26 protein-coding genes are annotated in these 26,272 nt (G+C 46.0%); 13 read left to right on the forward strand and 13 right to left on the reverse strand.

Annotation, left to right across the window (positions count from 1 at the left end; genetic code table 11):
- Positions 1 to 21: 21 nt before the first annotated feature.
- Positions 22 to 570: a cob(I)yrinic acid a,c-diamide adenosyltransferase gene (locus BC343_RS28780; RefSeq protein ID WP_078351267.1), complete on the reverse strand. Its 549-nt coding sequence runs from the start codon at positions 568 to 570 to the stop codon at positions 22 to 24.
- 204 nt (positions 571 to 774) lie between these two features.
- Here BC343_RS28780 and BC343_RS28785 point away from each other — a divergent pair, with 204 nt between their 5' ends.
- The 3 genes from BC343_RS28785 to BC343_RS28795 all read left to right on the forward strand — a co-directional run bounded on the left by BC343_RS28785 (position 775) and on the right by BC343_RS28795 (position 3,471).
- Entirely contained in the window at positions 775 to 1,779 is a 1,005-nt protein-coding gene (locus tag BC343_RS28785) for a chitinase (RefSeq protein ID WP_162276969.1), read from the forward strand.
- A 112-nt stretch (positions 1,780 to 1,891) separates the two neighbouring features.
- Positions 1,892 to 2,926: a cyanophycinase gene (locus tag BC343_RS28790; RefSeq protein ID WP_143822398.1), complete on the forward strand. Its 1,035-nt coding sequence runs from the start codon at positions 1,892 to 1,894 to the stop codon at positions 2,924 to 2,926.
- Between the two features lie 77 nt (positions 2,927 to 3,003).
- On the forward strand, positions 3,004 to 3,471 hold the full coding sequence (locus BC343_RS28795) for a hypothetical protein (RefSeq protein WP_078351269.1): 468 nt from the start codon (positions 3,004 to 3,006) through the stop codon (positions 3,469 to 3,471).
- 67 nt (positions 3,472 to 3,538) lie between these two features.
- Here BC343_RS28795 and BC343_RS28800 read toward each other — a convergent pair whose 3' ends face one another.
- Positions 3,539 to 4,750: an ABC transporter substrate-binding protein gene (locus tag BC343_RS28800; protein ID WP_078351270.1), complete on the reverse strand. Its 1,212-nt coding sequence runs from the start codon at positions 4,748 to 4,750 to the stop codon at positions 3,539 to 3,541.
- A 140-nt stretch (positions 4,751 to 4,890) separates the two neighbouring features.
- Here BC343_RS28800 and BC343_RS28805 point away from each other — a divergent pair, with 140 nt between their 5' ends.
- Positions 4,891 to 5,508 carry a hypothetical protein gene (locus BC343_RS28805; protein ID WP_143822399.1) on the forward strand — a complete coding sequence of 206 codons (618 nt, stop codon included), beginning with the start codon at positions 4,891 to 4,893 and terminating at the stop codon, positions 5,506 to 5,508.
- 203 nt (positions 5,509 to 5,711) lie between these two features.
- Positions 5,712 to 6,095, forward strand: coding sequence for an endonuclease domain-containing protein (locus BC343_RS28810; RefSeq protein ID WP_078351272.1), 384 nt, complete (start codon positions 5,712 to 5,714; stop codon positions 6,093 to 6,095).
- A gap of 347 nt (positions 6,096 to 6,442) precedes the next feature.
- On the opposite strand, the gene BC343_RS28815 is transcribed toward BC343_RS28810, so the two are convergent.
- The 7 genes from BC343_RS28815 to BC343_RS28840 form a co-directional block, all read right to left on the reverse strand.
- The gene (locus tag BC343_RS28815) at positions 6,443 to 8,098 is read right to left on the reverse strand and encodes a serine hydrolase domain-containing protein (RefSeq protein WP_078351273.1); all 1,656 of its coding nucleotides are present in this window, start codon (positions 8,096 to 8,098) and stop codon (positions 6,443 to 6,445) included.
- Between the two features lie 62 nt (positions 8,099 to 8,160).
- Entirely contained in the window at positions 8,161 to 8,976 is an 816-nt protein-coding gene (locus BC343_RS28820; protein WP_078351274.1) for a helix-turn-helix domain-containing protein, read from the reverse strand.
- 9 nt (positions 8,977 to 8,985) lie between these two features.
- On the reverse strand, positions 8,986 to 9,465 hold the full coding sequence (locus BC343_RS28825; protein WP_078351275.1) for a hypothetical protein: 480 nt from the start codon (positions 9,463 to 9,465) through the stop codon (positions 8,986 to 8,988).
- 9 nt (positions 9,466 to 9,474) lie between these two features.
- Complete coding sequence (locus BC343_RS28830) at positions 9,475 to 10,263, reverse strand: ABC transporter ATP-binding protein (protein WP_078351276.1); 789 nt, start codon at positions 10,261 to 10,263, stop codon at positions 9,475 to 9,477.
- A gap of 89 nt (positions 10,264 to 10,352) precedes the next feature.
- Positions 10,353 to 10,526 carry a hypothetical protein gene (locus BC343_RS31175; protein WP_156088783.1) on the reverse strand — a complete coding sequence of 58 codons (174 nt, stop codon included), beginning with the start codon at positions 10,524 to 10,526 and terminating at the stop codon, positions 10,353 to 10,355.
- A 44-nt stretch (positions 10,527 to 10,570) separates the two neighbouring features.
- Entirely contained in the window at positions 10,571 to 10,858 is a 288-nt protein-coding gene (gene gatC / locus BC343_RS28835) for an Asp-tRNA(Asn)/Glu-tRNA(Gln) amidotransferase subunit GatC (protein ID WP_078351277.1), read from the reverse strand.
- Positions 10,833 to 11,582 (reverse strand): lysophospholipid acyltransferase family protein, encoded by a 750-nt coding sequence (locus BC343_RS28840; protein ID WP_078351350.1) that lies wholly within the window; start codon positions 11,580 to 11,582, stop codon positions 10,833 to 10,835. The genes gatC and BC343_RS28840 overlap by 26 nt, the downstream gene beginning before the upstream one ends.
- Before the next feature lie 47 nt (positions 11,583 to 11,629).
- Here BC343_RS28840 and trpS point away from each other — a divergent pair, with 47 nt between their 5' ends.
- From trpS to BC343_RS28860, 4 genes are all read left to right on the forward strand, one after another.
- Complete coding sequence (gene trpS / locus BC343_RS28845) at positions 11,630 to 12,625, forward strand: tryptophan--tRNA ligase (RefSeq protein ID WP_078351278.1); 996 nt, start codon at positions 11,630 to 11,632, stop codon at positions 12,623 to 12,625.
- 115 nt (positions 12,626 to 12,740) lie between these two features.
- Positions 12,741 to 13,355 (forward strand): deoxynucleoside kinase, encoded by a 615-nt coding sequence (locus BC343_RS28850; protein WP_078351279.1) that lies wholly within the window; start codon positions 12,741 to 12,743, stop codon positions 13,353 to 13,355.
- Between the two features lie 18 nt (positions 13,356 to 13,373).
- Entirely contained in the window at positions 13,374 to 13,961 is a 588-nt protein-coding gene (locus BC343_RS28855) for a hypothetical protein (protein ID WP_078351280.1), read from the forward strand.
- Positions 13,962 to 13,988: 27 nt separating this feature from the next.
- Positions 13,989 to 14,777, forward strand: a complete 789-nt coding sequence (locus BC343_RS28860) for a hypothetical protein (protein WP_078351281.1) — start codon at positions 13,989 to 13,991, stop codon at positions 14,775 to 14,777.
- 42 nt (positions 14,778 to 14,819) lie between these two features.
- On the opposite strand, the gene BC343_RS28865 is transcribed toward BC343_RS28860, so the two are convergent.
- Together BC343_RS28865 and BC343_RS28870 are read right to left on the reverse strand one after the other, a co-directional pair.
- Positions 14,820 to 17,246 carry an outer membrane beta-barrel family protein gene (locus tag BC343_RS28865; protein ID WP_078351282.1) on the reverse strand — a complete coding sequence of 809 codons (2,427 nt, stop codon included), beginning with the start codon at positions 17,244 to 17,246 and terminating at the stop codon, positions 14,820 to 14,822.
- Between the two features lie 258 nt (positions 17,247 to 17,504).
- Complete coding sequence (locus BC343_RS28870) at positions 17,505 to 18,047, reverse strand: 3'-5' exonuclease (protein ID WP_078351283.1); 543 nt, start codon at positions 18,045 to 18,047, stop codon at positions 17,505 to 17,507.
- Positions 18,048 to 18,379: 332 nt separating this feature from the next.
- Between BC343_RS28870 and BC343_RS28880 the strand changes: the two genes are divergently transcribed.
- From BC343_RS28880 to BC343_RS28895, 4 genes are all read left to right on the forward strand, one after another.
- A complete protein-coding gene (locus tag BC343_RS28880; RefSeq protein ID WP_078351285.1) occupies positions 18,380 to 19,990 on the forward strand; it encodes a CTP synthase in 1,611 nt (536 codons plus the stop codon).
- Between the two features lie 89 nt (positions 19,991 to 20,079).
- Positions 20,080 to 21,891 (forward strand): membrane protein insertase YidC, encoded by a 1,812-nt coding sequence (gene yidC / locus BC343_RS28885; protein ID WP_078351286.1) that lies wholly within the window; start codon positions 20,080 to 20,082, stop codon positions 21,889 to 21,891.
- A 384-nt stretch (positions 21,892 to 22,275) separates the two neighbouring features.
- Complete coding sequence (locus BC343_RS28890) at positions 22,276 to 23,640, forward strand: exonuclease domain-containing protein (RefSeq protein WP_078351287.1); 1,365 nt, start codon at positions 22,276 to 22,278, stop codon at positions 23,638 to 23,640.
- Positions 23,641 to 23,892: 252 nt separating this feature from the next.
- Positions 23,893 to 24,426: a pyridoxamine 5'-phosphate oxidase family protein gene (locus tag BC343_RS28895; RefSeq protein WP_078351288.1), complete on the forward strand. Its 534-nt coding sequence runs from the start codon at positions 23,893 to 23,895 to the stop codon at positions 24,424 to 24,426.
- Between the two features lie 236 nt (positions 24,427 to 24,662).
- Here BC343_RS28895 and BC343_RS28900 read toward each other — a convergent pair whose 3' ends face one another.
- Together BC343_RS28900 and BC343_RS28905 are read right to left on the reverse strand one after the other, a co-directional pair.
- Positions 24,663 to 25,628, reverse strand: a complete 966-nt coding sequence (locus tag BC343_RS28900) for an MBOAT family protein (protein WP_078351289.1) — start codon at positions 25,626 to 25,628, stop codon at positions 24,663 to 24,665.
- Complete coding sequence (locus tag BC343_RS28905) at positions 25,625 to 26,053, reverse strand: hypothetical protein (RefSeq protein ID WP_143822400.1); 429 nt, start codon at positions 26,051 to 26,053, stop codon at positions 25,625 to 25,627. Before BC343_RS28905 ends, BC343_RS28900 begins: the two co-directional genes overlap by 4 nt.
- Between the last annotated feature and the right edge of the window lie 219 nt (positions 26,054 to 26,272).

Here is a 26,272-nt window from a genome sequence, read left to right on the forward strand (position 1 = left end):
TACTATTTTTTTGTAATATTTTTACACACGCGCAACCCATTTATTTTCAGGCACATTGGCATCACAACCTACTTTCCGCGCCAGCGTGAAGAGGTAGTCGCTAAGCCTGTTCAGGTAAATTACCACCTGCGCATCCACCGTGCTTTCTTCGGTTAGTTGCACCGTTATGCGCTCGGCGCGGCGGCACACGCAGCGCGCTATGTGGCAGTAAGATACTACATCGCTTCCGCCCGGCAAAATAAAATGTTTCAATTCGGGCAAGGTTTCGTTCATCGTATCCATCTCCTGCTCAAGCAACTCAACATCTTCGGGTTTCAGGTCGGGAATAACCATACGCGATTTTTCCGGGTCGGCCGCCAGCGAAGCACCTATGGTAAATAGCCTGTCCTGCACCTCACCTAACACATCTTTATAATGTACCCCAATAGCTTGCCCGCGAATGAGGCCAATGTAACTGTTCAGCTCATCAACTGTACCGTAACTCTCTATACGCAAGTGGTACTTGGGCACGCGGGTACCGCCTATGAGTGATGTTTGGCCGGCATCGCCTGTTTTGGTGTATATCTTCATACGCGTTGGCTATTTCTTAACCGCAAAGTTCACAAAGAAAAGACACAAAGCGCACAAAGGTTTTCATTTATTGGCAAGCGCCTTTAAAAAACTTTGTGGGCTTTGTGATAATAAAGCGCTATATCTTTGTGTTCTTTGTGGTAAAATAAATCGAACTTAAAGCATCCTGCGATGTTCTATTCAAATATATACTATCTATCTGCTATGAAACTCATTCTTTCTACGGCCAAACTGGCGGCATTAAGTTTACTTACTATATCTCTGTTAAGTTTTAGCTGCGGCGGCAATAACACAAGCAAGCCAGCGGCAGTTGCCGCACCAGCCCCTACTCCATCCTTCAGTAAATTCCTGAGCGAAAAACAATACAACGACCTTTTTCCGCAGCGCGATAAATTCTATACTTACCAAGCTTTTATAAAAGCTGTTGACGAAATGGCAAAGGTGAAGGTAAAAGTAACCCGCCGTGCTGTTTCGGTTTACCAGTTCATCCGCACCGATAAACGCACCGGCAAGGATAGCATCGTGCGCCAGGACGGTGATTGGAACGAACAATGGGCAAAAGAAAAACCCGACAGCACCTTCACGGTTGATTACGGCGGTTTCTGCACCGAGAAAGATGCCGTTACAAACAAACGCGAGCTGGCGGCATTCTTCGCCCAGATAGCCCACGAAACCCGCCACGGTATGAACGGCACCTACACTGATGGCTTAATGCAAACGCATGAAGATAATACCAGCCTGCAGTACGAAAGCGACAGCGACGAATACCCCTCGGTAAAAGGGCAAAAATATTACGGCCGCGGCCCTATGCAAATAAGCTACAACGGCAACTATGGCTATGCATCAGATATTATCTTCGGCAACAAACATATCTTGTTGGATAACCCCGCACTGGTAGAAACCGACCCGGTGGTATCCTTTAAAACCGCCATTTATTTTTGGATGACACCCGAAACGCACAAGCCATCGGCACATGATGTAATGATAGGCAAATGGCAGCCAAACGCTAAAGACAAAGCAGCCGGCCGTACCCCCGGCTTCGGCATGACGATAGTAATTGTGAACGGCGCTTTAGAGTGCAACAAAGGTGAAGACAACTACAGCATGAACGACCGCATTGGCTTCTACCAGTTCTTCCTGAAAAAATTGGGCGCTACCGACCCTAATTGCGCCTGCAGCTGTGGTAAGATGGCACCGTATAGTTATTGATCTCGGACGCCGGATATTCGATTTCGGATTTTTCCCGCCTCATCAGGCGTCAAACGCCTGATGAACAACATTTGTAAGCGTCCACGCTTACTTTCATTTAATAGAGAAAAGTATGCTGAAACGTTTACAAAACCTACTGTTGATCCTACTATTATCAGCGAGCTGGCTCACATCTTATGCAACGCCCGATACCACCAAACTCTATCGCAACCGCCCTGCATCTTTGGGCATTATTGGCGATACCGCCGATGTAAAAACACCAACCAAATTGGGCCTGGTAATGATGGGTGGCGGCAAGGATGTTGATGGCGCTTTTAAATGGATGCTCAACCAGAGTGGCGGCGGCGATGTAGTTGTCATCCGCGCATCGGGCACGGCGGCGTATAACCCCTATATTTACGAGTTGGGCAAGGTAAATTCGGTAGAAACACTAAAGATAGATTCTCGCGAGCTGGCCAATAATGATACTGTTGCTAATATCATCCGCAATGCCGAAATGCTTTTTATAGCCGGCGGCGACCAAAGCAATTATATGAAATACTGGCGCGGCACCAAAACCATGGATGCCATTAATTACCTGCTCAACAAAAAACACGTACCTGTGGGAGGTACAAGCGCCGGCTGCGCCATTTTAGGCGGTTTTTATTATAGCGGCGAGATTGCCAGCTTAACGGCAGACACCGCCTTGGCCAACCCCTACCACAGCCTGGTAAAGCTTTACAATAACGATTTTGTGCACGCCCCATACCTGCAAAACGTAATAACCGACCAGCACTATGTAACCCGCAGCCGCCAGGGCCGCCACGTAGTTTTTTTGGCACGCATAGCCACCGACCATCACGCCGATATAAAAGGTATAGCCGTCGACGAACGCACGGCAGTTTGCATGGACGAAAAGGGGCAAGCTATGGTTATTGGAAGCAGCAAAGCCTATTTCTTATTGCCTGATGCCAATAAAGCACCCGAAACCCTCGCCCCCGGTAAACCCCTTACCTGGAACCAAAACCAGCAAGCCATAAAAGTGTATGAGATACAAGCCACTCCCGACGGCGCTGGTCATTTCGACCTGAAGAAATTCGACCTGAGTAAGGCTACCGGCGGCAACTGGCAATGGTGGTGGGTACAGGATGGGGTGTTGCGTATGTAAATACGCTGTTACAGCTATTGGTGGTAGTGATAATTTGTCGGATATTTAGGCACCTAACATATAACACTACCTTCACCATGAAAGCCTTAAAAACACTACTATTAATAGCAGCCTGCCTGCTATGCAAACCTCTATTTGCGCAAGAAACTCCCGAAAGTTACATCACCAGATTTTTCGCCGAGTACAAAATATCACCTTTAACGGCCATTGATAAAATTTATGCCAGCAACGTTTGGATGGCGGGTTCAAAAGAAGCCATAGATGGTTTGAAAACAAAACTCAATGCCCTATCGGTTGAAAATGTAGGCAAGTATTACGGACAGGATCTTATAACTACTAAACAGGTCACTTCCAGGCTTAAGCTTTACTCCTACATGGTGAGATTCGACCGGCAGCCCGTGCGTTTCATTTTTAAATTCTACAAGGCTAGCGATAAATGGATGCTATACAGCTTTAAGTTCGACGACCAAATGGACACAGAACTTGAGCAATCGGCCAAATTGGATGCATTCCCCAACCCCGTTAATGTTTATAGGGTGAACTAATATTTGCACCCAAACAGCAAAGGCCCGGTTTTATGCCGGGCCTTTGCTGTTGTATCTCATTTGTTCCTTATTCGCTCTTCCCTACCAGTGCCCATTTATAGCTGGCGCCATCTTTTACAATGCCAAAATAGTCGAAGGTACCGCTGGCGCGGTCGCCAAATTCGTCAAGGGCATCTGCGCCTACTATACCGGTATCTTTGTTGGCTTCGGCTATAAATGCAGCGCGCAGTTTTGCAAAATCATCGGCATGCCCGTTGGTTGTTTCCAGCGTGTAGGCAATCGTCCAAAGCGCGTCGTATGCGGCCAGCGCATAAGCATCTGGCTCTATACCGGTTTTAGCTTTTATCCTGTCGGCAACGGGCTGCCATTTACTTTGTAAGGAAGTTGGCAAGCCGAACGATGGCGCAAAAAAGCCGGTTTTTATAGCAAACTCAGCCGCTACCGCATTGCCGGTTAAAGCAGTGCTCAACACAATGCCGTCGCCACCGTACCATTTAATGCTATTCAGCGTAGGCTCGGCGCTGGCCAGTTTAAATAGTTCGATACCTTCGTCAAACGATGCCAGGTAAACTGCAACCTTGCCTGCACCTTTTGAGGTTGTTAAACGGGCTACTTCCGCTTTTACGGCAGCAATTACGGTGGTATAATCGCTGGTAGTAATGGCATAAGGCGCAATAGCGCTTACCTCACCTCCTTTAGCGGTAAATGCCGCGCCTGTGGCGGTTTGCAGCCCTTTGTTGCCGGCATCATCACGCGCTACGGTTACCAGCCCTGTAGCACCTTGCGTAAATATAGTTGCACCACTTGCCACACCTTCAATTTTATCGGGCGGGCAAAAACGGAAAATATTATCATCAACAGCCAGGCTGCCCGCGGTACTGCTTTGGCTTACCACTATTACCTGCGAAGCATCTACCTGCCCTTTAATCGCCGCAACTTCGGCGCTCGATTGCGGCCCAATAACAAACTTAACGTTACGGTTGTATACGTCGGTGGTATACAAACTTTGGGCGGCCGCAGTCTCCAATTTTGTATCGCTCACCGCTACGGATATACTGAAACGGCTATCTTTTTTTGCCAGGTAGGCGTTAATATCTTCCTGCGCCAGCTCCAGCGCCGCTTTAGAGGTGATACCTAACGACGACCAGTTGCCCGTAAGCGAAAACAGCCCCTGCACAAACACAGGTTGCGCAACAATAACTTTGGTTGATTTTTGGCAGCTAAACGTTAGCAGGGCGGTGGCCAACAAAGTGGTAACAGGCAGTAAAAGTTTCCTCATTTCGGTTCGGGTTTATTTAAACGCAAAATAGCGATAATTACTGAAGCTGCCTACAGGTGATTTTCAGCTTGTTTTATGCACTGCAAAAGCTAAATTTAGCTGTAAGCTTATTATCTTTAGCAGGTTTTAAATATAAGTTAATGAGCGATTTTTTATTTGATGAGAGCGGGCTATCGCAGGAAACCATAGATAGTTTCCGGGCCACATACGATGAGCTGCGCGAGCATTTCAATATACAGCTTACCGGCCACATCAATTTTCACCTCGAAGATTTCGAGGCATTTAACCAATACCATAACCACCAATTGCTTGGCTCGTACGTTATCAAAAACGGGCACAGCGACTGCTACCTGTTATTTGTAGATACTAAGGCAAAAAAGGCCAAAGAAGGTGCCATAACAGGCCACTACGAATACCAGACTTGGGCCTTAGCCTACCTGAAACGCGATTTTGGCCGCGTAAAGATTCGCCAGGAAACCCTGAAAGATAAACTCGCAGAACTCATTCACCCGCTGGAACTGGATTTTAAGGAAGACAAAGCCTTCAGCGATACTTTCTACGTACTGGTGAACGACCACGCAAAGGCCATCCACTGCATGGACCGCCACTTCCGTAACGCCGTAATGGATATACGCGAAGATGATTTTGTGATAGAGATAGTAAACCACACCCTCATCATCGGCAACAAAAAACCCATATCGCCCGAGCGCGCGGTATATATGGCGGAGTTTGTTTGTAAACTGGCGGAGGTGTGTTAGGGGTAGAAGTAGCCACCACAAGTTCCCCTCTTGAAAGGGGTAAGGGGGTGTGTTAGCCACAAGGACATAAAATAACCACCACAAGTTCCCCTCTTGAGAGGGGTTAGGGGTGTGTCAGCCACAAGGACATTAAAATAGCCACCACAAGTTCCCCTCTTGAGAGGGGTTAGGGGTGTGTTAACCACGCAGTAGCCACAATACAAATGAAGCGCAAGATCATTCCATACAATCCGAAGCTTAAGCTATTAGCCCGTAAACTTAGGAATGATACAACACTCGGCGAAGCCCTCCTTTGGAAAGAGCTCAACGGCAAACAAATGCATGGTTTCGATTTCCATCGCCAAAAACCGCTCTTAAATTATATCGCCGATTTTTTCTGCCAAGAACTCAACCTCGTAATAGAGGTGGACGGAAGCTACCACAATCATGACGAGCAATGCCGCTTAGATGATGCAAGAGAAGTCGAACTTGCAGAATATAATTTAACTGTATTGCGCTTTACGGAGATGGAAGTAAGGAAAGATATGGTTAATGTGTTAAGGACGATTGAGGGTTACATTTTGGGTTATAAAGAGAATAACGTATAACACACCCCTAACCCCTCTCAAGAGGGGAACCTTAGTTCGATATGCTTTTCGCAGATAAAGTTCCCTCTTGATAGGGGGCACGAAGGAAAGTGCGTCTGCAGGGATGTGTTAGCCACTGTGCAAAACCGTTTTGCATCGTCTCTAACACACCCCTAACCCCTCTCAAGAGGGGAACCATAGTTCGATATGCTTTTCGCAGATAAAGTTCCCCTCTCGAGAGGGGGCGCGAGGGGAATTGCGGTTGCAGGGGTGTGTTAGCCACTTGGCAAAGCCGCTTTGCATCGTATCTAACACACCCCTAACCCCTCTCAAGAGGGGAACCATAGTTCAATATTGCTTTTGTTTTTCTATTCCCCTACCGCCGGTAAAATATACTCCTGCATCATTTTATCAACCTGCGAATGCGCATACCCTTCGTTGTAGGCGGTGGCGGTTACTACTATTACCAGTGGCTGATCTTTAAAAACGAATATTTTGTTTCCGCCGTTGCCGGTGCAGTACCAGGTTTCGTAATCTTTACCGTTAATGGTGTAAGTTTTGTTCCAAAACAGGTAGCCATAGTTGCCGGGGCCAACTGCCTCTACAGGGAGTGCGATCTGTTTGCTGTGCGACTTTTGCACCCATTCCTTCGGAATGATTTGTTTGCCATTCCAAACACCATTGTTTTTGTAGAGCTGGCCAAATTTGGCAAAGTCTAAGGCGCGGAGCCTGATACCGCCTGCCGTGTTGGGTACGTTTTGCGGGGTGTATTGCCATTTGTAATTGGTGATGCCTAAAGGCTTGAACAGTTTGGCATCAGCATATTTATCCAAACCACCAGGGACTTTTTGGTTAAGAATATCGCCCAGTACTACTACGCCGGCAGTGAAATAATTCCAGCTTTGGTAAGCTTGTTTGCTGCTATCAACCTTCAAATCCAACGCAAATTTTACCCAGTTATTCAGCGGGTACATATTGTTTTCGTTGCCGGGTGAATTGTCATCGCTATCGTTAGCATCAAACACCGAACTCATGGTGAGCAGGCTTTTAAGGGTAATGCTGTCTTTCTTAGGTGAGTAATTGGCGTAAGCCTTCAGGTTATAAAAATCAGATAACGTTTGCTGTTCCGATTTAATGTAGCCCTCGTTTATGGCAATACCCATAACTGCTGAAGCGAATGTTTTACCAACGGAACGCGGGTCGTGCAGGGTATCACGGCCTTCGCCGTTAAAATATTCCTCTATCAGCAGTTTGCCGTTTTTAATAACCACCAGGCCGCTAATATTCTTGAACTTGTTTTGGGCTATCTTCTCGTTCATGCCCTCTATCAGTTTTTTATTATAGCTTTCCTTTGATACCGTCCAGCCACTATTTGGTTTGATGGCTTGTATCTGCACATCCTTTACCTCGGCAGGCTTTATAATAATTTTCAGGTCGCCGGCGGCAACAACATCGCCAACTTTAAGCGTGGGGGTAACAATATATGGGCGAAGTTCTATCTGCAGGGTATGTGGACCGGTTGTTAGGGCATCTTCTCCCCCGCGCATCATCAGGCGGCCGAATAGGTAACGGCTCCACATGTCCTCATGTTTTGTGCTTATCAGTTTTATACGTAAGGCAGTGCGGCTATTTTTCAAGTAATTGTACCCGGCACCTTTGTGCAGGTTTTCCTGGTAAATGAGTTTCCCGTCTATTAAAAACGAAAACTGAAAATTTCCCTCATTCAGTTGCGCTACGTTGAGCTCGGGCGCCATTTGGTGCTGGTAGTTAGTAAGCGAATTACCCATAAAGGCGCACATGCTGAGGTTATTCTTTGGGTTCAACACCAGTTCTTTTACAATGTCGGCCTCTTTTATTTGTGCTACGGGGATGGTATCGTTCAGAAAGATAATGCGGCCGATGTTTTGTTTATGGATGGCTTCGGCAATTGGAGCTGGGCTTACGATGTCGGTTGTTTGCGCGGCTGCACTAAATGCGATGAAGCAAGACGCAGCTACGAGCAGATGTTTTATGTGGATGTGCATGTTTTCGTTTTATGTTATGCATGCAAATCTCCGCCAAGTTTACCGCTCAAAATAGAACAGGATTAACATGCCCGCAGTAAAAGTTTGCGGTAAACTTTAGGGTTTGCCCCGTTGAAGCTTTTAAAGCTACGCAGAAAATGGCTCTGATCGGCAAAGCCGCAGATATGGGCAATATCGGTGAGGGATAAGTTTTCGTTTGGCATTAAGGCCAGCGCCTTTTCTACTCTTAGCTTGCGGATGTACTCGCCAAGGTTGCAATGGAAGTACTTAGAAAAATCGCGCGAAAGGTGTACCGGGTGTACCTGTAACGATGCGGAAAGCTCAGCCAGGGTAAACTTATGGGTGATGTTATCATGCAGCATATTGCGCAATTGCCCTACCCAAACGGGCCTCTGTTTGGCAACGGAAACGCTGTGCTGCTGCATTTGCGCAAGCACCTGCAAAAGTAGGACCTCGGTTGCCAGCGGCATGGCATCGTCCTGCAATTTGGTTTCGCGAAATAATTGGTAAAACAGGAATTTAACATCCGGATTGGCAACGGCAAAACTGCCCTGCAAGGTGTTCACATATTGCGGGTAATTGCCGAACCAGCTTTCATTTAGTTCGATATGGAAGCCGCGGGTGAAGCCTTTGGGTTTGATGTTATAATGCGCATCTTGCCAGTTATGGAACAGCAGGCTGCCGGCGGTGCAATTGTAAACTTCTTTTTTGTTGCCTTCTATTACTTTACCATCCAGGATGAAGGTAAAGTAGGCATTATCGTGGTAGTGCCAGTCTACCTTGTCGTGCGTGTATTCGGTATCGGTAATGGTAGCGAAGTCCAGGTGAATGGTGCTGTTAGTTTGCCCGTAAAAACGACCGGTTTTTAGATTTTCCACAATGCTTGCCTATTTCTTTTTGGCGTGCTTTTGTTCAAATGCCAATACACACTTATTTAGAATCTCCCGTTCTTCTGTACTAATTTCAGAAGCAGTATCATTTAGCATCTCCATCACGAAATAATACTCATCCAAAGAACGCAGCAATTGCTTTTTTAATATCGTTGGCAGGCTATCTTTCGCCTCCGCATAAATTTCAAAATACCCGGGTAATGCATTCGTCTTCAAGTCATCGTCCAGCTGTTTCTTAAACTCGTAAGGTGCGTACTTTAGCATCGTAAAAGTATCGGAAAAACTTGCTTTTAGGCTTTTTAGAGCAAGTGACTTGCTTTGTGCTTCGGCCCCATTTAGCACTTCTAAGGGCGATGGGTAATTGAAATCCAGCCCCCGCTCTTTCGCTTCTGTTTCGATAAGTTTGGCGTAATGCTGCCAGAATATCTCGAAGACCCTTTTGTACTGGCTGTAATTATCCTTATCGATCTTCAGCATATTTTCAGGCTATTTCTCCAGGTCTATCCCCTCTTTAGGCATTTGCATATGCTTCACGGTATGGATGTCCTCGTTCTTATAATCCTTCTCCACCAAACCATCGCGCATACGTACTATGCGATGTGCGTGCTGCGCTATGTCTTCCTCGTGGGTTACCAGTATAATGGTGTTGCCTTTGGCGTGGATATCTTCCAACAGGCCCATAATTTCTATAGATGTTTTGGTATCGAGGTTACCGGTAGGCTCATCGGCCAGGATGATTGATGGATCATTAATAAGCGCCCTGGCTACTGCAACACGCTGGCGCTGCCCGCCCGAAAGTTCGTTAGGGCGGTGATCTGTACGGTGGCCAAGACCAACGTTCTCTAAAGCCATTTTTGCGCGTTCGCGGCGTTTGTCTTTGCTGATGCCGGCATAAACCAGCGGCAGGGCAACATTATCTAAAGCGGTGTTACGCGGTAATAAGTTAAATGTTTGGAAAACGAAACCGATCTCGGTATTACGCACTTCGGCCAGTGCATTATCCGTCATGTGGCTCACGTTGATACCGTTGAGGATGTATTCGCCTTTGGTTGGCGTATCTAAACATCCCAAAATATTCATCAAAGTAGATTTGCCCGAACCCGAAGGCCCCATCAAAGCCACAAATTCGCCTTTGTTAATAGTAAGTGTAACCGACTTGATAGCGTGTATGATCTCGGCGCCGATAACATACTTGCGGCCGATATCTTTGATAATAATAAGTGGCTCTTCTTTGCTTTTTAGCTCTTCACCCTTTGATTTGGTAAGTGGTATCATCCGTTTTTCTTTCTTTGACAAAGAGGTGGGTGGAAATGTTACAGGGGATTTTGGAATTTCGGATGTCGGAATTGAGATTTCGGAATTGTTTAAAGTTCATTAAGCAATTCCCGCGCGTCCCTAAGCTTAATTTCACCACGTTGATGTGCGCGTATCTCTTCCATCGATTTTTTTATATTCTCGAAAATACGTTGTTCCAGTTTATTTAAAGGGCTAACGGAATCATCATTGCCCAAATGTTTATCAACTTTAACGTCTTTCATAGATCCTCCAAAATAAATCCGAAATCCTACATTCGAAATCCGCCCTACTTAATCACCTTCGCTACCAAAAAGTGCGCATCATCGTGCTCAGGGGCGTTCTCCAGGGCTTCAGCGGTGGTTATTACCTGTTTCACTTCGTCTTCGCGGAGGATGTTGGGCTCGTCGGTCATGTACACTAATGGCTCTACGCCTGTAGTGTCTACCTCGTTCAACTTATCCATAAAGCCTAATATCTTGTTCATATCGGCTATCATCTCTGCTTTTTCACCGGCGTTAAGTTTCAAACGGGCCAGGTGGGCTATTTTATCAACGGTTTGTTCGTCTATGGTCATGTTCTGCTAATTTTTGGCTGATGATGGCATGCACCTCGTCGCGCAGGGCATCGGCATCATCAATGGTTAAGTGTGCCGTTTCTATCGGCTTATGTACAAATATATCACATATCCCCGGCCTCGAGCCATGTTTCAGCCCGTCGTCCCACAAAATTTGCCAGGTATTTAAGGATGTTACAGGAATGATGGGCAATTTAAGTTCGATGGCCATGCGGAAGGGGCCGTTCTTAAAATCTTTCAGTTGGGGCGGGTAGGTGTCGGGAATGGTAGCTTCGGGGAAAATAATGGTGGTTATGCCTTGCGCCAAACGCTCCATCACGGTTTTAAATGCACGGAAGGAAGCAATTTTGCTTGCCCTATCTACAGGCACATCCACCGTTCGGAAGAACAGCGCCGTTACAAAAAAGTCCGCCAGTTCTTGTTTGCCCATAAAACAGCAATTGTTGGTTTTTACAAAAATGCTCATGGCGGTAATATCCAAATTGCTGGTGTGGTTGGGGCAAATAATGTAGGTTTTGCTCCAATCGATAGGTTGCTCTACCTTAAAATTATAAAAGATGCCTACCAGGCCCGAACTTACAAAGCCCCACACGCGGCGCAGCGCATTCATGTATTTATAGCGGCTGGTTTTGCGCGAAAAGAAGTAAAAAAGCGGGTATAATATAGCATACGAAAAGGCCACGCTGAACACGTAAAGGTAGAGGTGGGCTTTTCTGAATATCATTTTCATCAGCCTCAAAAATATAAAAAATACTTACTTTCGCCCCTTATATGGAAACTGTTGTTAGCGGTATACGCTCTACCGGGAATTTGCATTTGGGAAACTATTACGGGGCTATTCAAAACTTCGTAAAAATGCAGAACGAATATAATTGCTACTTTTTTATAGCCGACCTGCATTCGCTTACCACACACCCTACCCCCGGCAACCTGCACGGCGCTGTTAAACAGGTGCTGGTAGAGTACCTGGCCTGCGGTATTGACCCGGAGAAATCGACCATATACGTACAAAGCGACGTGCCCGAAGTTACCGAGCTGTACCTGTACCTGAACATGAACGCCTACATGGGCGAACTGGAACGCGCTACTTCTTTTAAAGATAAAGTACGCGCCAACCCCGATAACGTTAACGCCGGCCTGCTTACCTACCCTGTACTGATGGCGGCAGATATCATCATACACAAAGCAACCAAAGTACCTGTAGGTAAAGACCAGGAGCAACACCTGGAGATGGCCCGCACTTTTGGTAACCGCTTTAATCGTTTGTATAACCACGAATACTTCCCCGAGCCATATGCATTTAGCTTTGGACCAAGCCTGGTGAAGATACCGGGACTTGACGGCAAAGGCAAAATGGGTAAAAGCGAAGGCGAAGGCAATGCCATATTTTTGGCTGACAGCCCAGAAGCCATCCGCAAAAAGGTGATGCGCGCTAAAACCGACAGCGGCCCAACTACCGAGAACCAGGAGAAACCACAGGAGATACAAAACCTGTTCGACCTGATGAATGTAGTTTCGGCACCCGAAACGGTTGCGCACTTCGATAATCTGTACAACACCATGGCCATCCGCTACGGCGACTTGAAAAAACAGCTTGCCGAAGATATGATTGTTGCCACCCAACCCATGCGCGAAAAAATAAACGATATAGCCAACGATGCCGAATACCTACGCAAGGTTGCCAAAATGGGTGAAGAAAAAGCCCGCGAAAGCGCCTCAAAAACCATCAGGGAGGTAAGGGAAATTATCGGTTTCAGGAAGTTCTAAGTGGCCTGAATCAGAATTCGCAGAATTTTAAAATTTTCAGAATTCTGATATCGGCTAAAAAAAACATTCTGCTAATTCTGTAAATTCGGAAAATTCTGATTCAGACAATTAATATATGCACATAGCTATTGTAGGAAATATTGGCGCGGGTAAAACTACCCTTACCGAAATGCTGGCGAAAAATTATGGTTGGGAACCCCTTTACGAGGCGGTTGATAATAACCCCTACCTGGAAGATTTTTACAGCGAAATGAAACGCTGGAGCTTTAACCTCCAGATATATTTCCTCAACAGCCGCTACCGCCAGATACGCGAGATACAGCAAAGTGGCCGCGATATTATACAGGACCGCACCATATACGAGGATGCCTACATCTTTGCCGAGAACCTGCACGATATGGGCCTGATGACCACGCGCGACTACGAGAACTACGAAAGCATGTTCGATAATATCACCGAGTTTATTAAACCGCCGGACTTGTTGGTATACCTTAAAGCATCGGTACCTACACTGGTAAACAACATACAACGCCGTGGCCGCGAGTACGAGATAGGCATCCGGATAGATTACCTCTCTAAACTGAACGAGAAGTACGATAAATGGATAAAGAACTACAAACTGGGCAAACTGCTGGTATTGGATAAAGATAACCTGGACTTTGCCAACAATACCGAAGATATGGCCACTATTGTGGAGAAGATAGAGCGGGAAATAAACGGGCTGTTTTAAAATTCGCCTAACCCTAATATGAAATACCTTCTTATCACACTTTTGTGTTTATATAGCATCTGCCTAAATGCTCAAACCAAACCGGTAAACAATTATGTTGTCACTATTACGCATGATACCATAAAATGCGAATTAAAAGGCACACGTAAATACCTACCGTTAAATTCGGCCGACAAAAAATATATTAAAATAAGCCCTGATAAAATACAGGAGGTTTTCAACGCCAAAGATTCTACCACCTATGCAGCGGTTCGCAAACCCGACCAGGTAGATTCTGTATATCTGCCCAGGCCCGAACACGGTAAGCTTGACCTTTATGAAGAAGAAAGAACCTACTATAGCGGTGGCGGCATGTACGGCGGCGGCGGGTGGATGTCCAGCAGCAGTACCTATTGGTATATCAGCAAAAACGGAGCACCTGTAGTTCAGCTAAAATCGAATACCATATTCAACAATGGCAGCCAAAGTAAACGTAAAAACATTTTTATGGATATGATAGCTGATGACCCTGCCTTACTGGAGGAGTTTAAAAAGCTCGATAGTTTTAGCTTTAAGGTTTTGCGTGATTTTGTACATCGGTATAACGAGGATATGAAGGGCAAATGACCTTCTCATTTTTAGAACCTTTGGTACATGAAAAAGATTCTTATCCTATCCCTGTTTTCCCTGTTTATTTTTTCCTGCGGAGAGGCTGATAACAAGCAAAACGAGTTGACCGATAACGGTGTGCTCGATCTTGGATCCTTCAGCATTAAGCTGCCCGATGGCTGGCATTATGCAAAAGCTGATGGTATAGATTCATTTGTAGGTAGTATTGTTACCAATAGTGCCGACACGCTAAATTTCGACTTCAGCACTATGGGGTATGCAAATCACCTGGTGCAAACCGAAAAACATTTCTTATCGCATGGCGAATGGTTATTAGAATGCTATTTCTGCAAACCCGGGGTAACCTACATATCTGGCGGCGATCTGAAAAGCGCAAGGGCCGATGAGATGAAACGGAGAGGAATTACAGACACAGCTTTGGTAAAAGTAGAATTTGATCCCGTACGTGAAACCAAAAAGGCCTTCAGGCAACTAACCAAGGCAGAACAAAACCAATATCCCAATGCCGATTATATGGCCGACCTTACCTACAAAGGCCTTACCAAATCCATACCTATCGAAATACCTGCGGAAACCAAAGCACATCACTTAAAAGTTGATAGCACCGCCAAATATTTTATTAAAACCGTTTGGCCAAAAGTAACCGGCAAAGGCATTACAGGCATTTACATACAAAGCCGCAAAAGTGCCCTAAACCTAATGATCAGCGGAAGAAACCTGCCCCAACAACAACAAATGCAGGCGCTTGAAGCATTTAAAACTATTGTGATAAAAATAGAAGGGAGCGAACAAACGCTCCCTTTCCCAGACTAATGTTACCCGGTTTCGCTATCCTACCGAACTAACTGAAATAATTTAATTCCCCGATGGCGCCCCCTGCACGTCATCATTACTAATGCCTCGTTTGTTTTTCTTCACAGCATCTTTAAGTTTACCAAAGCGGTAATTGAGGCTGGCAGTAAAGCCCCTGAAATAGGTTCGGTTAATGTTGGTCTGCGTAAAATCGGGGCCAAAAGAATCGCGGATGTTATTACGGTATTCGCTGAAGGGGTTATTTACCGTTGCCGAGAAGGAAAGTTTATCCTTCACTACGTCTTTATTCACTGTGAACGATACGCTGGCATAAGGGTTTGATGTGCCTTGTATAGACAGGTTGGGCCCGTTCAGGAACACATTGGTGCTTACCCGCCAGCCCTGCTCAAAGTTATAGCCGCTATTCAGCGATGCACCATACATGAAGCCCTGGTTCTTCACCAACTCGCCATTCACTACGCCCTGTACGCGGCCATGCGCAATACGCCCATTGAACGATGAACTCCATTTTTTGGTGATGGGGTAATTGATATTGCCATTAAAAGTAAACAGGCGCGCCTTGCCGGTATTATCAAAACTGCTGCGCGTAATGTTCGTAGTGGGGTCAAAAACTACTACAGGCATAATAAGGTCGTCGAAGAAATTATAGCCTATCATGAGGTTCAACGATGCTTTTTTGCTGCGGCTGTAGCCTAACTGGATGCTGTTTGATACCGCAGGCCGCAGGTCGGGGTTACCCGACGATTCGAAGTTGGGGTTCGAGCGGTCTACAAAGGGATTCAATTGGAAAATGCCGGGGCGTTGTATCCTTTGCGTGAAACCCAAATTCAGGCTGCTGGAGTTTTTAAACTTCCTCATGATGCTTACTGATGGCACCACATTAAAGAAGTTTTTGCTCAGCTGCGATGCGGTGGACGTAAAATCGGCATCAATAAAGGTGCCCTCTATCCTTGCGCCTGCTTTAAAGCCCCAGTTTTGTAAGTTATAAGAGTAGCTATTATAGGCACCGAAAACGTTTTGATTATTATCGAATTTATTGCTGCGCGATGGATCCGCCTCGAAATTGTCGGTTACCGAATTGTAGCCCAGGTACTGGAAATCGCTGTTATTGTCCCTTAAAATAGCTTTTAAGCCGGCTTCTATGTTCAGCTTTTTCACGGGGTGCACATAGTCTACCTGGAAAGTTTGTTCAGACGATTCGCCCCTGTTTCTCTGCAAGTAATCCGGCGTAGTGTAATTTACACGGTTGCTTGCCGTTAGGGCTGCGTCCTGCGTGTTGTTGAAGGTATAATATTGGTACGAAAAGGTAAGTAACTGCTGCTTATTGCGTTTGAAACCCAATTGGTAGTTTAATGATACATTGATACCCTTGCCACCTGCCGTATTGTTATTATACAGGTCATATGCCTGAGTAACGCTGCCAGCCTCATTCAAAACCGAGCTTTGGGTGTTGATACCATCCTGGTTATTACCGTTAATGTTGAACTGACCCGAAATAAGGTTAAGGCTGTCTATTTCGTAATTGATGCCTATTTCGGCATAACCGTTTTTTCCATCCCATTCGGCAGTGTTGTTTTGGTTGAGGCTGGTGGGTGTACCGCTTGTTGTTAACCTTGTGATAGAATTAAGCACTTGGGGCGAGTTAGCAATGTTACCGCCGAAATACCCTGTCAGTTCCAATTTCCCCTGTTTAGAGGTGAACGAACCACCCAACCTTGGCCCGCCAACCGGGAATACATGGCTTAAATTGATGGTACCATTATACCCGCCGCTTATTTTTTTGTTGGTAACAATATTGATGATGCCCGCCATCCCTTCGGCATCGTATTTGGACGATGGATTGGTAATTACCTCAATGCTTTGGATGGTAGATGCAGGCATGCTTTTAAGAATATTCTTGGGGTCGCGCTCCATCATGCTGGAGGGTTTGCCGTTCACAAAAATGCGGAAGCCGCTGTTGCCTTTCAGCAGGATATTATCGTCGCCATCGACGCTTAGCAAAGGCACTTTACGCATCATATCCAGCACATTACTGCTTTTGCTATCGGGGTCGGCCTTCAGGTCGTAAGTGAGTTTGTCTACATCCTGTTTTATGATGGCCCTGTCGGCGGTAATGGCTACGGTTTTAAGCTGTGTGGTTTGTTCGCTGATGGCTATGCTTCCCAGGTTCACACTTCCGGTTAAGTTTACAGCGACTGTTTTAGGGTTAAAACCCACGCTCACCATCGAAAGCACATACTTCCCCGACGGCAATTTATCAAACTTAAAGGTACCATCGGTTTTGGTTACCACCGTGCGCAGCAGCTGCTTTGCCTCGGTGCGCAGGTTAACAGTTATAAAGCTCAAAGGCTGTTTAGACGCCGAGTCGGCCGTTATGCCTTGCAAGGTAAACAAGGCCTTCCCCTCTTGCGCAAACACCGGCGCTATAAGGAAGCAAAATAAGATGAGGAGTAAAAACTTCAGTTTCATGGCTGATGGTAGATTATTGTTAATAGTATCTTTCAATTACATAATACCATGCAATACATAGTACTATAAACATGAGACAACAGCATAAAAAGTTTTGTTACACACTATTTAAAATATTTTAAAAGAAATTGATAATTAAGCATTTAGACTAACAAAACAGTCGCTTATGCTAAAATTTGATGGGTAAACCGGTTGGATAGGACGGTAAACATCCGGTTTAATTGGCATTAACGCGCTTACCGGGCGGTAAGCTTTGCGTTAGTTGTTGAGTACCCAGTGCAATATTTTGGCGATGTTTTTGGCATCGTCTACACCGCGGTGGTGGGTACCTTCCAGCGGCAGGTTCAGTATCTCCAAGGCACCAGCCATACCTACTCCGCGCTTCATACGGCGCTTTTGCTGAAACATGGTTTTCACATTGATATGCTTCGGGCCAAAGGGATAAGCTACACGCATCTCGCTGCATTGCCGCTGAAACTGGTTGCGATCGTAATCGCCGTAGCTGGCCCAAACCAGGTTCCGCGCATCGTACTCTTGCTCCAGTATATCGCAGGCATCGTCGAAGTATATGCCTTCGTCTTCTATGAGCCCGGGTGTAATGGAGGTTAATTGCGTGCAGAATTTGCTTATCTGCGAGCGTTCGGGCATTACCAAAATCCCTCGGTTGGCGCTAATGGCGCCGGTACCAACATCCAGCAGGCACACGCCTACTTCAATAATGTCGTTCTCCTGGCCGGGCGGGTTCCTCCCCTCCCAGCATGTGGCTTCAATATCCACCACTAAAATTTCCTCTGTTTTCATTTTACTTTTTCTACATATTAAAAATTTATTTTTTAAAGCTTAAGCGACGGTACTCAAACCCTTTATCCTCGTGGTTTCGCAGGGTCCTTTTTCAAAGAGACCCTGCGAAGACGGGAGTTTGCCTTTTATATTTCCTAAACTCTGTACGTATCCAACTTTCCAACCTCTCTAACTTTTCCAACCCTTCCAACTTCCTCCAACCAACTCTACCCCAACCTTTTCCACATTTGCATTTTTCACTCCCGAAAACCGTAAATTTTCTTACTTTTGTATCCCGTACACAAACGTTCGGCAAGGGGTATTTCCACTGCCGGGATTTCAAAAAGATCTCAATGACTAAATACATTTTTGTTACGGGTGGCGTTACCTCGTCGTTAGGCAAGGGTATTATTTCCGCCTCATTAGCTAAACTCCTTCAGGCCCGCGGCTACCGCGTTACCATCCAGAAATTCGACCCGTACATCAATATCGATCCGGGAACCCTTAACCCCTACGAGCATGGCGAATGCTATGTTACCGAAGACGGTGCCGAAACCGACCTGGACCTTGGCCACTACGAACGTTTCCTGAACACCCCTACTTCAAAAGCCAATAACATTACTACCGGCCGTATCTACCAAAACGTTATAAATCGCGAACGCGAAGGCGCTTTCCTGGGTAAAACCGTGCAGGTAGTACCGCATATAACCGACGAGATAAAGCGCAATATGCGCATCCTCGGCGAAACCGGCGATTACGATATTGTGATCACCGAGATAGGCGGTACCGTTGGCGATATCGAATCTCTTCCCTTTGTTGAGGCCGTGCGCCAGTTTAAATGGGAAGCAGGCAGCGGTAACGCACTGGTTATCCACCTTACGCTGATACCTTTTCTGGCCGCAGCAGGAGAGCTGAAAACCAAGCCAACGCAGCACTCGGTTAAAATGCTTTTGGAGTATGGTATACAACCTGATATTCTGGTTTGCCGTACCGAGCACCATATTAATGCCGATATCCGTAAAAAGATAGCCCTCTTCTGTAACGTAAATATCAACGCGGTTATCGAATCGATGGATGCGCCAAGCATTTACGATGTGCCGTTGCTGATGCTGAAAGAACAGCTGGACAAAACGGTGTTGACCAAACTAAAACTAAGCCACAAGAACGAGCCTAACCTGGATAACTGGAAAGGTTTCCTTGGCCGTTTGAAAAACCCAACCTCAGAAGTTCGCATTGGCCTGGTAGGTAAATATGTGGAGCTTCCCGATGCTTATAAATCTATCATAGAGGCATTTGTACACGCCGGTGCTACTAACGAGTGTAAGGTAAAAGTACAATACATCCCATCGGAACAATTAACTGTAGAGAATGCGGTTGATAAACTAAAAGGCCTGCACGGCGTACTGGTTGCTCCCGGCTTTGGCGAGCGTGGTTTCGAAGGTAAAATTGAAGCTATACGCTATGTGCGTCAAAACAATATACCTTTCTTCGGTATCTGTTTGGGTATGCAATGCGCTGTGGTGGAATTTGGCCGCCACGTATTGGGCCTGCCAAATGCGAGCAGTACCGAAATGAACCCGAACACGCCGCACCCGGTTATTGCCATGATGGAAGACCAAAAGAACATTGTGAACATGGGTGGTACCATGCGTTTGGGCGCTTACCCATGCGACCTGAAAAAAGGCAGCAAGGCTTTCACTATTTACGGCAAACAACATATTACCGAACGCCACCGCCACCGTTATGAGTTTAATAACGAGTACATTAAACAATACGAAGCAGCCGGCCTAACCCCATCGGGTATTAACCCCGAGAACGGTTTGGTGGAGATAGTTGAGCTTAAAAACCACCCGTTTTTTGTGGGTGCACAGTTCCACCCCGAATTAAAATCGACAGTTGCTAATCCGCACCCACTTTTTATTAACTTTGTCGCCGCTTCGCTGGCTTACGCCCGCAAGAAATAATATTGAGTAAAACAAAGTAAAAGAGTGTATTGGCCCATGCCTGGCTGTAACAAATAAGCTGCGCAAGGGTCAATACCATATATTAGATAATGGATAGAAATACGTTTACAGGGTTATTCCTGATCATGATCATCATGGGTGCCTCTATTTATTTTATGAAGCCCAGCGAAGAGGCCATAAAAAAAGAACAGGAACGCGCCCACCAGGACTCGCTAAAAAAAGCAGGCGTAAAACAGGCTGCTACCGCGAAGTTCGACACCTCAAAACAGAGCGCCGTAGTTGATTCGGCCGTGTTAAAAAGCCCGTTCGGTGCAGCAACCGTTGGTAAAGAAGAGTTTGTGACCGTTGAGAACGACGAGCTTGCCCTGCAAATTTCTACCAAAGGCGGCCGCGTATATTCGGCACAACTAAAAAACTACAAAACCTTCGATAAAAAACCGCTGGTATTGTTCAATGGCGATAAGAATAGCTTCGGCCTGAATTTCAGCGCGCTGGGTAAGGTTATCAACACCAACGATCTTTACTTCAGCCCAAGTCCTACCAGCCTTAAAGTTGCCGGTAAAGATTCTGCCTCGGTAACCCTGCGCTTAAGCTACAGCCCTACGCAGTATATCGATTATATATACAGCCTTAAAGGCACCGGCTTTAAACTGGGCCTAACCGTAAAACCGGTTGGGTTAGACCAGGTAATTGCCAACAGTGGTACCCTGAACCTGAACTGGGCAGCAAGCCTGCAAAAACAGGAAAAGGATATTAAAATGGAGCGCCAATACTCTACCGTGTATTATAAAAATACCGATAACGAGGTAGATTACCTGAGCGAAACCAAAGACGAAGCAAAACCCATCACCGATAAAAAGATGCAGTGGGTGGCCTTTAAACAGCACTTCTTCTCTAATGTGCTTATTGCGCCAACCGGTATCAACAAAACTAACATAGCCGTTGCTACCGATTTTAACGATACTACCGATGTAAAACAAATGAAGGCAGAGCTGGCTTTGGGCCGCGATGCTTTGGGTGCAACACCGCTTACTTTCTACTTCGGCCCTAACCGTTACAATACGCTGAAAGACCAGGGTTACGACCTGCAAAAATTGGTTAACCTGGGCTGGGGACCGCTTAAATATATCAACCAGTTTGCCACCCTGCCTATCTTCAACTTCCTGAACGGGCTTAACTGGAATTACGGTTTAATTATTTTGGCGCTTACCGTTATCCTGAAATTGGTACTATCGCCGCTTACTTATAAATCGTACCTGTCAATGGCTAAAATGCGTGTGCTAAAGCCGGAGATGGACGAGATAAAAGCCAAAGTGGGCGAGGATAACCCTACCCTGCTACAGCAGGAATACCTGAAGCTTTACAAGAAGGCCGGCGTAAATCCATTGGGCGGTTGCTTGCCATTGGTTATACAAATGCCTATCGTGATTGCATTCTTCCGCTTCTTCCCAAGCTTGTTTGAACTGCGTGGCGAAAGCTTCCTGTGGATGCACGACCTTTCTACTTACGATTCGGTTATCACCTTCGCGCCAATATTCGGCGTTAGCCACATCAGCTTGATGTGTTTGCTAATGACCATCTCTACGTTGATTTACACCTATTTCAACAACCAGATATCGGGCGCTACAGGCCAAATGAAATACATAGGGTACATCACCCCTATCATATTTCTGGTAACACTGAACAGCTACCCTGCCGGTTTGAACTACTATTACTTCCTGGCCAACATGTTCACCTTCGCGCAGCAATACCTCATCAAATTTATGGTTGATGATAAAAAGATACACGCGCAGATACAGGAAAACAAAAAGAAGCCTGAAGACAAAAAGAAAAAAGGCGGCTTCGGTGCCAAGCTGGAAGAAATGATGCGCGAGCAACAGAAACTTCAGCAGAAGAAGTAGGTTTAAAGTCGGAAGTCTGCAGTCGGAAAAGTCCGAAAGACGAAAATCTTTACAAATATTTTAGCCCGGATGGCAATGCTATCCGGGCTTTTTGTTTGGTTAATTAACCAACATGTCATTGCGAGCGATAGCGCGGCAATCTCATAGGACGCTCCACTATACAAGGTTTAGCCACCGCGACGGGACTGTCCTATGAGATTGCCACGTCGCCCTCTCGCTCCCCCCCTACGCCGCTCCTCGCAATGACAAAGTGGAAACATTTTAACCTTTCCAACTTTTCTAACCCTTCCAACCTCTCCAACTTTTTCAACCTTTCCAACCCTTCCAACTATTTTCAACCAAAATCAACTAAATATATTAGCAAAATAATAGTACATTTGAAATATGTACGCCATAGTGGATATTGAGACGACGGGAGGGCATGCCAGTGCAAATGGCATTACCGAGATAGCTATTTGCATACACGACGGTAAAAAAATTACTCGCCGGTTCGAAACATTGGTAAACCCGCAGCGGGATATCCCGGTGTATATCCGCGCCTTAACCGGTATTACCAACGAGATGGTGGCCAAAGCGCCGCTTTTTGAGGATGTGGCGCACGAGATATTTCACCTGCTGAAAGGGCAGATATTTGTGGCCCATAACGTCAACTTCGATTATTCTTTTCTGCGTTACCACCTTAATGCCGCAGGGTATGAGCTGAATGCTAATAAACTTTGCACCGTACGATTGGGGCGTAAGATAATGCCGGGGCTTATGTCGTACAGTTTGGGTAAGCTATGCTCCCACTTTGGCATCAGCAATAATAGCCGCCACCGCGCCATGGGCGATGCTGAGGCTACGGCAGAATTGTTCAACCTGTATTTGAAGAATGATAAGGAAAATCATATCGGCCAGGCTTTAAAAATTACATCCAAAGAACAACGCCTTCCGGCCAACCTGCCCAAGGCTGATATAGATGCCCTGCCTTGGTCGCCGGGGGTGTATTACTTTCATGATGAGAAGGGCAAGGTAGTTTACGTAGGCAAGGCCAAAAACCTGAAGAAACGTGTTTGTAGCCACTTTACAGGCAACAACCCGGGCTTACAGCGGCAGGAGTTTTTAAAGAGCATCCACCGCATAAGCCATCAGGTTTGCGGTACCGAACTAATAGCTTTTGTGCTGGAAGCCGTAGAAATAAAACGCCTTTGGCCCAAGTACAACCGCTCGCTCAAACGCTTCGAGAATACCTACGGCCTTTACGCCTATGAGGACCAACGCGGCTATATGCGCCTGGCGGTTGATAAGCACCGCAAACACATGCCATCGGTGTACGCCTGTAATTCGTTACTGGAGGGCTATAACCTGCTCAATAAGCTGATAGAAACCTTCGGGCTGTGCCCCAAAATGTGCTTCGTGCAAAAGAACGACCAGCCCTGCACCGGCAATAGCACCACCGGCTGCGCCTGCGACGGGCAGGAAGCACCCGAAGAATATAACCTAAAAGTAGAAGCCGCTATAGACGAACTTAAAAAAGCCCTCCCCACCTTCGCCATCCGCGATGAAGGCCGAACTGATGATGAGCACAGCTGCATCCTGATAGAAGAAGGTCGTTTTTATGGTATGGGCTATATCTCCCACTACTTCGAGGCTAATAACATACAGCAACTCAAAAACTACCTCACCCCATATCCGGGGAATGACTATATCAAAAACATCGTAACGGGCTACGCGAGCAGGTTTCCGGAGCGGAAGGTAAGTTTTGTGTAGACGATGAGCATCGTTTCTCCACCATGTCATCTCGAACGAGCGGAATGGATAGTGTGCGCAGGGGCGAGGAGAGAACTTGTTCAATATGCAAAGGCACCATGCAAATCCACAATGCATGCGTTAATGCATTAGCGTTCATACTTAACTGAACAAGATATCTCGTCGCTTCGCTTCCCTCGATATGACAATTTTGGAAAACAATCCAATTTCTCGCAGGTTAATATATTATCATTTTAATATACAAAACCTATTATGGACAGCATTAACCAACAACAACCCGAACATAATTTTGAGAACCTGGAAGGCAACGAAGCCTGGAAGAAACTGAAGGAAATGGCAGAAGGCAGCAGCTGCTTCTTCTGCAGTAATATCCGCACGGGGCTACCTTTTTCTACTCGCCCTATGGCGCCCCAAAAGATAGATGATAACGGCGACCTGTGGTTCCTGAGCGCTAACGACAGCCACAAAAACGCCGAGATAAAGTCCGACCCAATGGTGCAGCTGTTGTTCCAGGGATCAAAATACTCCGACTTCCTGAACATTTATGGCATAGCCGAAATAACCGAAGACAAAGAAAAAATAAAAGAATTATGGGAGCCGGTATTAAAAGTATGGTTCACCGAAGGCGTTGATGATCCGCGCATATCCGTAATAAAAGTAAGCCCAACACAAGGCTATTATTGGGATAACAAACACGGCAACGCCATAGCCTTTGTAAAACAACTGGTAGGCGCTGCGATAGGTAAAACGTTAGATGATTCGATAGAAGGGCAACTAAAGCCGTAAATCACAAATCGGCTATTTAAACGCGGAGGGCGCAGAGTTTTACACAGAGATTCACAGAGCCTGTAATGCGGTTATTTTATCACGCCAAGACGCCAAGCCGCAAAGAAAAAATTAAAAAACTTTGCGCCTTGGCGTCTTTGCATGAAATTAAATTGAAATTTCTCTCTCTTTCACCAATTTGCAAATCTCTCTGCGGATCTCCGTGAAATCTCTGCGAACTCCGTGGTTAATAACGACTATAGTCCGGCTAAAGGCCAAACCACCTGCTTTATAAACTGCTCGTGAAACAACAAGGGCATCGGCACAATCAACCAAAAGAAAACCCAAACACGAGCAACTAATTTATTCTGCAATAAGGTAATTCCCCGGCTTTGCATAGACCGTTCGGCGATCACTAATGCCCCCTGTATGGCAAAATACAAAGTGGGCAAGCCGTAACCCGCATTTACAGGGAGGCTTAGCGCCAACTCGTGCAGGAAGCCCGAGAAGATAAAAGATATCATCAGCGCAACCGGTGTCCCTACCCTTTTACGGAGCGGACGGAAGATGGCAACAGAAGTCATTTCGCTGAATGCAATATTCCAGCGTTTGCTCCAAAGCTCAGTTAGGCTGAGCGCTTTTGCGGGTTGGCGGAACAGATAGTAGGTGTTCACGCCCGAGAAACGCCACATACCGGCGCTGATGCTCAGGAAACCAAAATGCAGGATAAGGCTTAAGCCTACCAATAATACGGGCGTTACCAATACGTAGGTAAGCGATGCAGCTAAACGTAAAGCCACTATACCATGGGCAGCCAATAGCAACAAACCGCCAAATACGATTCGGCTGATACCAAACACCACCATGTCCCGACCGCCCGGTAATGCGGGTTTGCCTAAGGTTTCGAAGGGTTGTGCACGCATCCCCACCCAGCCAATAGCGTAAGTAAGCCATTGCTTGTAAGTAAGTGTAAGCGGTTTATTTTTGTAGCCTTCCGCTACGGCAATAACCTTCATCCCGTTGAATGTTGTAGCAATAATGGCCAACATTTGTAGGATGGGGTGATAGTTAACAAAGGTGAGATACACCGCAACAATGCTTGCAGCAAGCAATACCCAAGCTGCAAATATCAATCGCCGCCTTATAAAGGCATACCCTGCCAGCACAATAGACAAATTGGAAAAAGCGAAATAACCAAGGTCTGTAAACAATTGTGCTTTCATAATACTTGCAAGTTTAAATAAAACACCCAACTATAGATCAGGCTAAGCGCTATGAAAAGCGTGGTCAGCAACACCTCTGCCAACAAATTAAACCCACCTTTAGGGAATGCGCTCCTGTCGAAATAAAAGAACTGGCAAAGCACTCTCGATATCCAATATACGGCAATAAAACCGGTAAGCAGCGCCGCCAGTCGGGACCCATCGAGCAAATCACCGACCGCAAAGAACGTTACCAGCCCCAGGCATAGGTTTATTACTAAAATGTATGCCCCATGCACCCAAACCATTTGCTTTACAACGGTTTTCAACTTCGCCAGTTCGCCGTTCCAACCCAATACTTTGGGAATGAACACGCTCGCCACAGCCAGCACTATCTGCGCCAAACCTGCCAGCTGCAATAATTGATAGGTTAATACTTTATCCATCGCGTTTATAATTTAACACGACAAATGTAATTACAATTCTGAATTTTCAAAATATATTGAAAATATAATTTTATATTTATTAACCGCAGAGTTTGCAGAGGTTACGCGGAGATTCGCGGAGCCTATATTGTGGTTAAGGGGGGTGAATACCAAACAAAAACGTCATGCTGAAATCTTTCCAGCACCCCATCATACAAGCTACAATGCTTAGCAGCTTAG

Origin of the sequence: Mucilaginibacter pedocola (assembly GCF_002013915.1) — a bacterium.
In the GTDB taxonomy this organism is placed as follows: Bacteria; Bacteroidota; Bacteroidia; order Sphingobacteriales; family Sphingobacteriaceae; genus Mucilaginibacter; species Mucilaginibacter pedocola.

What these genes read in the sequence shown, in the direction of transcription:
- BC343_RS28780 (WP_078351267.1), bottom strand. Translation starts at nt 570, where the DNA reads ATGAAGATATACACCAAAACAGGCGATGCCGGCCAAACATCACTCATA.
- BC343_RS28785 (WP_162276969.1), top strand. Translation starts at nt 775, where the DNA reads ATGAAACTCATTCTTTCTACGGCCAAACTGGCGGCATTAAGTTTACTT.
- BC343_RS28790 (WP_143822398.1), top strand. Translation starts at nt 1,892, where the DNA reads ATGCTGAAACGTTTACAAAACCTACTGTTGATCCTACTATTATCAGCG.
- BC343_RS28795 (WP_078351269.1), top strand. Translation starts at nt 3,004, where the DNA reads ATGAAAGCCTTAAAAACACTACTATTAATAGCAGCCTGCCTGCTATGC.
- BC343_RS28800 (WP_078351270.1), bottom strand. Translation starts at nt 4,750, where the DNA reads ATGAGGAAACTTTTACTGCCTGTTACCACTTTGTTGGCCACCGCCCTG.
- BC343_RS28805 (WP_143822399.1), top strand. Translation starts at nt 4,891, where the DNA reads ATGAGCGATTTTTTATTTGATGAGAGCGGGCTATCGCAGGAAACCATA.
- BC343_RS28810 (WP_078351272.1), top strand. Translation starts at nt 5,712, where the DNA reads ATGAAGCGCAAGATCATTCCATACAATCCGAAGCTTAAGCTATTAGCC.
- BC343_RS28815 (WP_078351273.1), bottom strand. Translation starts at nt 8,098, where the DNA reads ATGCACATCCACATAAAACATCTGCTCGTAGCTGCGTCTTGCTTCATC.
- BC343_RS28825 (WP_078351275.1), bottom strand. Translation starts at nt 9,465, where the DNA reads ATGCTGAAGATCGATAAGGATAATTACAGCCAGTACAAAAGGGTCTTC.
- BC343_RS28830 (WP_078351276.1), bottom strand. Translation starts at nt 10,263, where the DNA reads ATGATACCACTTACCAAATCAAAGGGTGAAGAGCTAAAAAGCAAAGAA.
- BC343_RS31175 (WP_156088783.1), bottom strand. Translation starts at nt 10,526, where the DNA reads ATGAAAGACGTTAAAGTTGATAAACATTTGGGCAATGATGATTCCGTT.
- gatC (WP_078351277.1), bottom strand. Translation starts at nt 10,858, where the DNA reads ATGACCATAGACGAACAAACCGTTGATAAAATAGCCCACCTGGCCCGT.
- BC343_RS28840 (WP_078351350.1), bottom strand. Translation starts at nt 11,582, where the DNA reads ATGATATTCAGAAAAGCCCACCTCTACCTTTACGTGTTCAGCGTGGCC.
- trpS (WP_078351278.1), top strand. Translation starts at nt 11,630, where the DNA reads ATGGAAACTGTTGTTAGCGGTATACGCTCTACCGGGAATTTGCATTTG.
- BC343_RS28850 (WP_078351279.1), top strand. Translation starts at nt 12,741, where the DNA reads ATGCACATAGCTATTGTAGGAAATATTGGCGCGGGTAAAACTACCCTT.
- BC343_RS28855 (WP_078351280.1), top strand. Translation starts at nt 13,374, where the DNA reads ATGAAATACCTTCTTATCACACTTTTGTGTTTATATAGCATCTGCCTA.
- BC343_RS28860 (WP_078351281.1), top strand. Translation starts at nt 13,989, where the DNA reads ATGAAAAAGATTCTTATCCTATCCCTGTTTTCCCTGTTTATTTTTTCC.
- BC343_RS28865 (WP_078351282.1), bottom strand. Translation starts at nt 17,246, where the DNA reads ATGAAACTGAAGTTTTTACTCCTCATCTTATTTTGCTTCCTTATAGCG.
- BC343_RS28870 (WP_078351283.1), bottom strand. Translation starts at nt 18,047, where the DNA reads ATGAAAACAGAGGAAATTTTAGTGGTGGATATTGAAGCCACATGCTGG.
- BC343_RS28880 (WP_078351285.1), top strand. Translation starts at nt 18,380, where the DNA reads ATGACTAAATACATTTTTGTTACGGGTGGCGTTACCTCGTCGTTAGGC.
- yidC (WP_078351286.1), top strand. Translation starts at nt 20,080, where the DNA reads ATGGATAGAAATACGTTTACAGGGTTATTCCTGATCATGATCATCATG.
- BC343_RS28890 (WP_078351287.1), top strand. Translation starts at nt 22,276, where the DNA reads ATGTACGCCATAGTGGATATTGAGACGACGGGAGGGCATGCCAGTGCA.
- BC343_RS28895 (WP_078351288.1), top strand. Translation starts at nt 23,893, where the DNA reads ATGGACAGCATTAACCAACAACAACCCGAACATAATTTTGAGAACCTG.
- BC343_RS28900 (WP_078351289.1), bottom strand. Translation starts at nt 25,628, where the DNA reads ATGAAAGCACAATTGTTTACAGACCTTGGTTATTTCGCTTTTTCCAAT.
- BC343_RS28905 (WP_143822400.1), bottom strand. Translation starts at nt 26,053, where the DNA reads ATGGATAAAGTATTAACCTATCAATTATTGCAGCTGGCAGGTTTGGCG.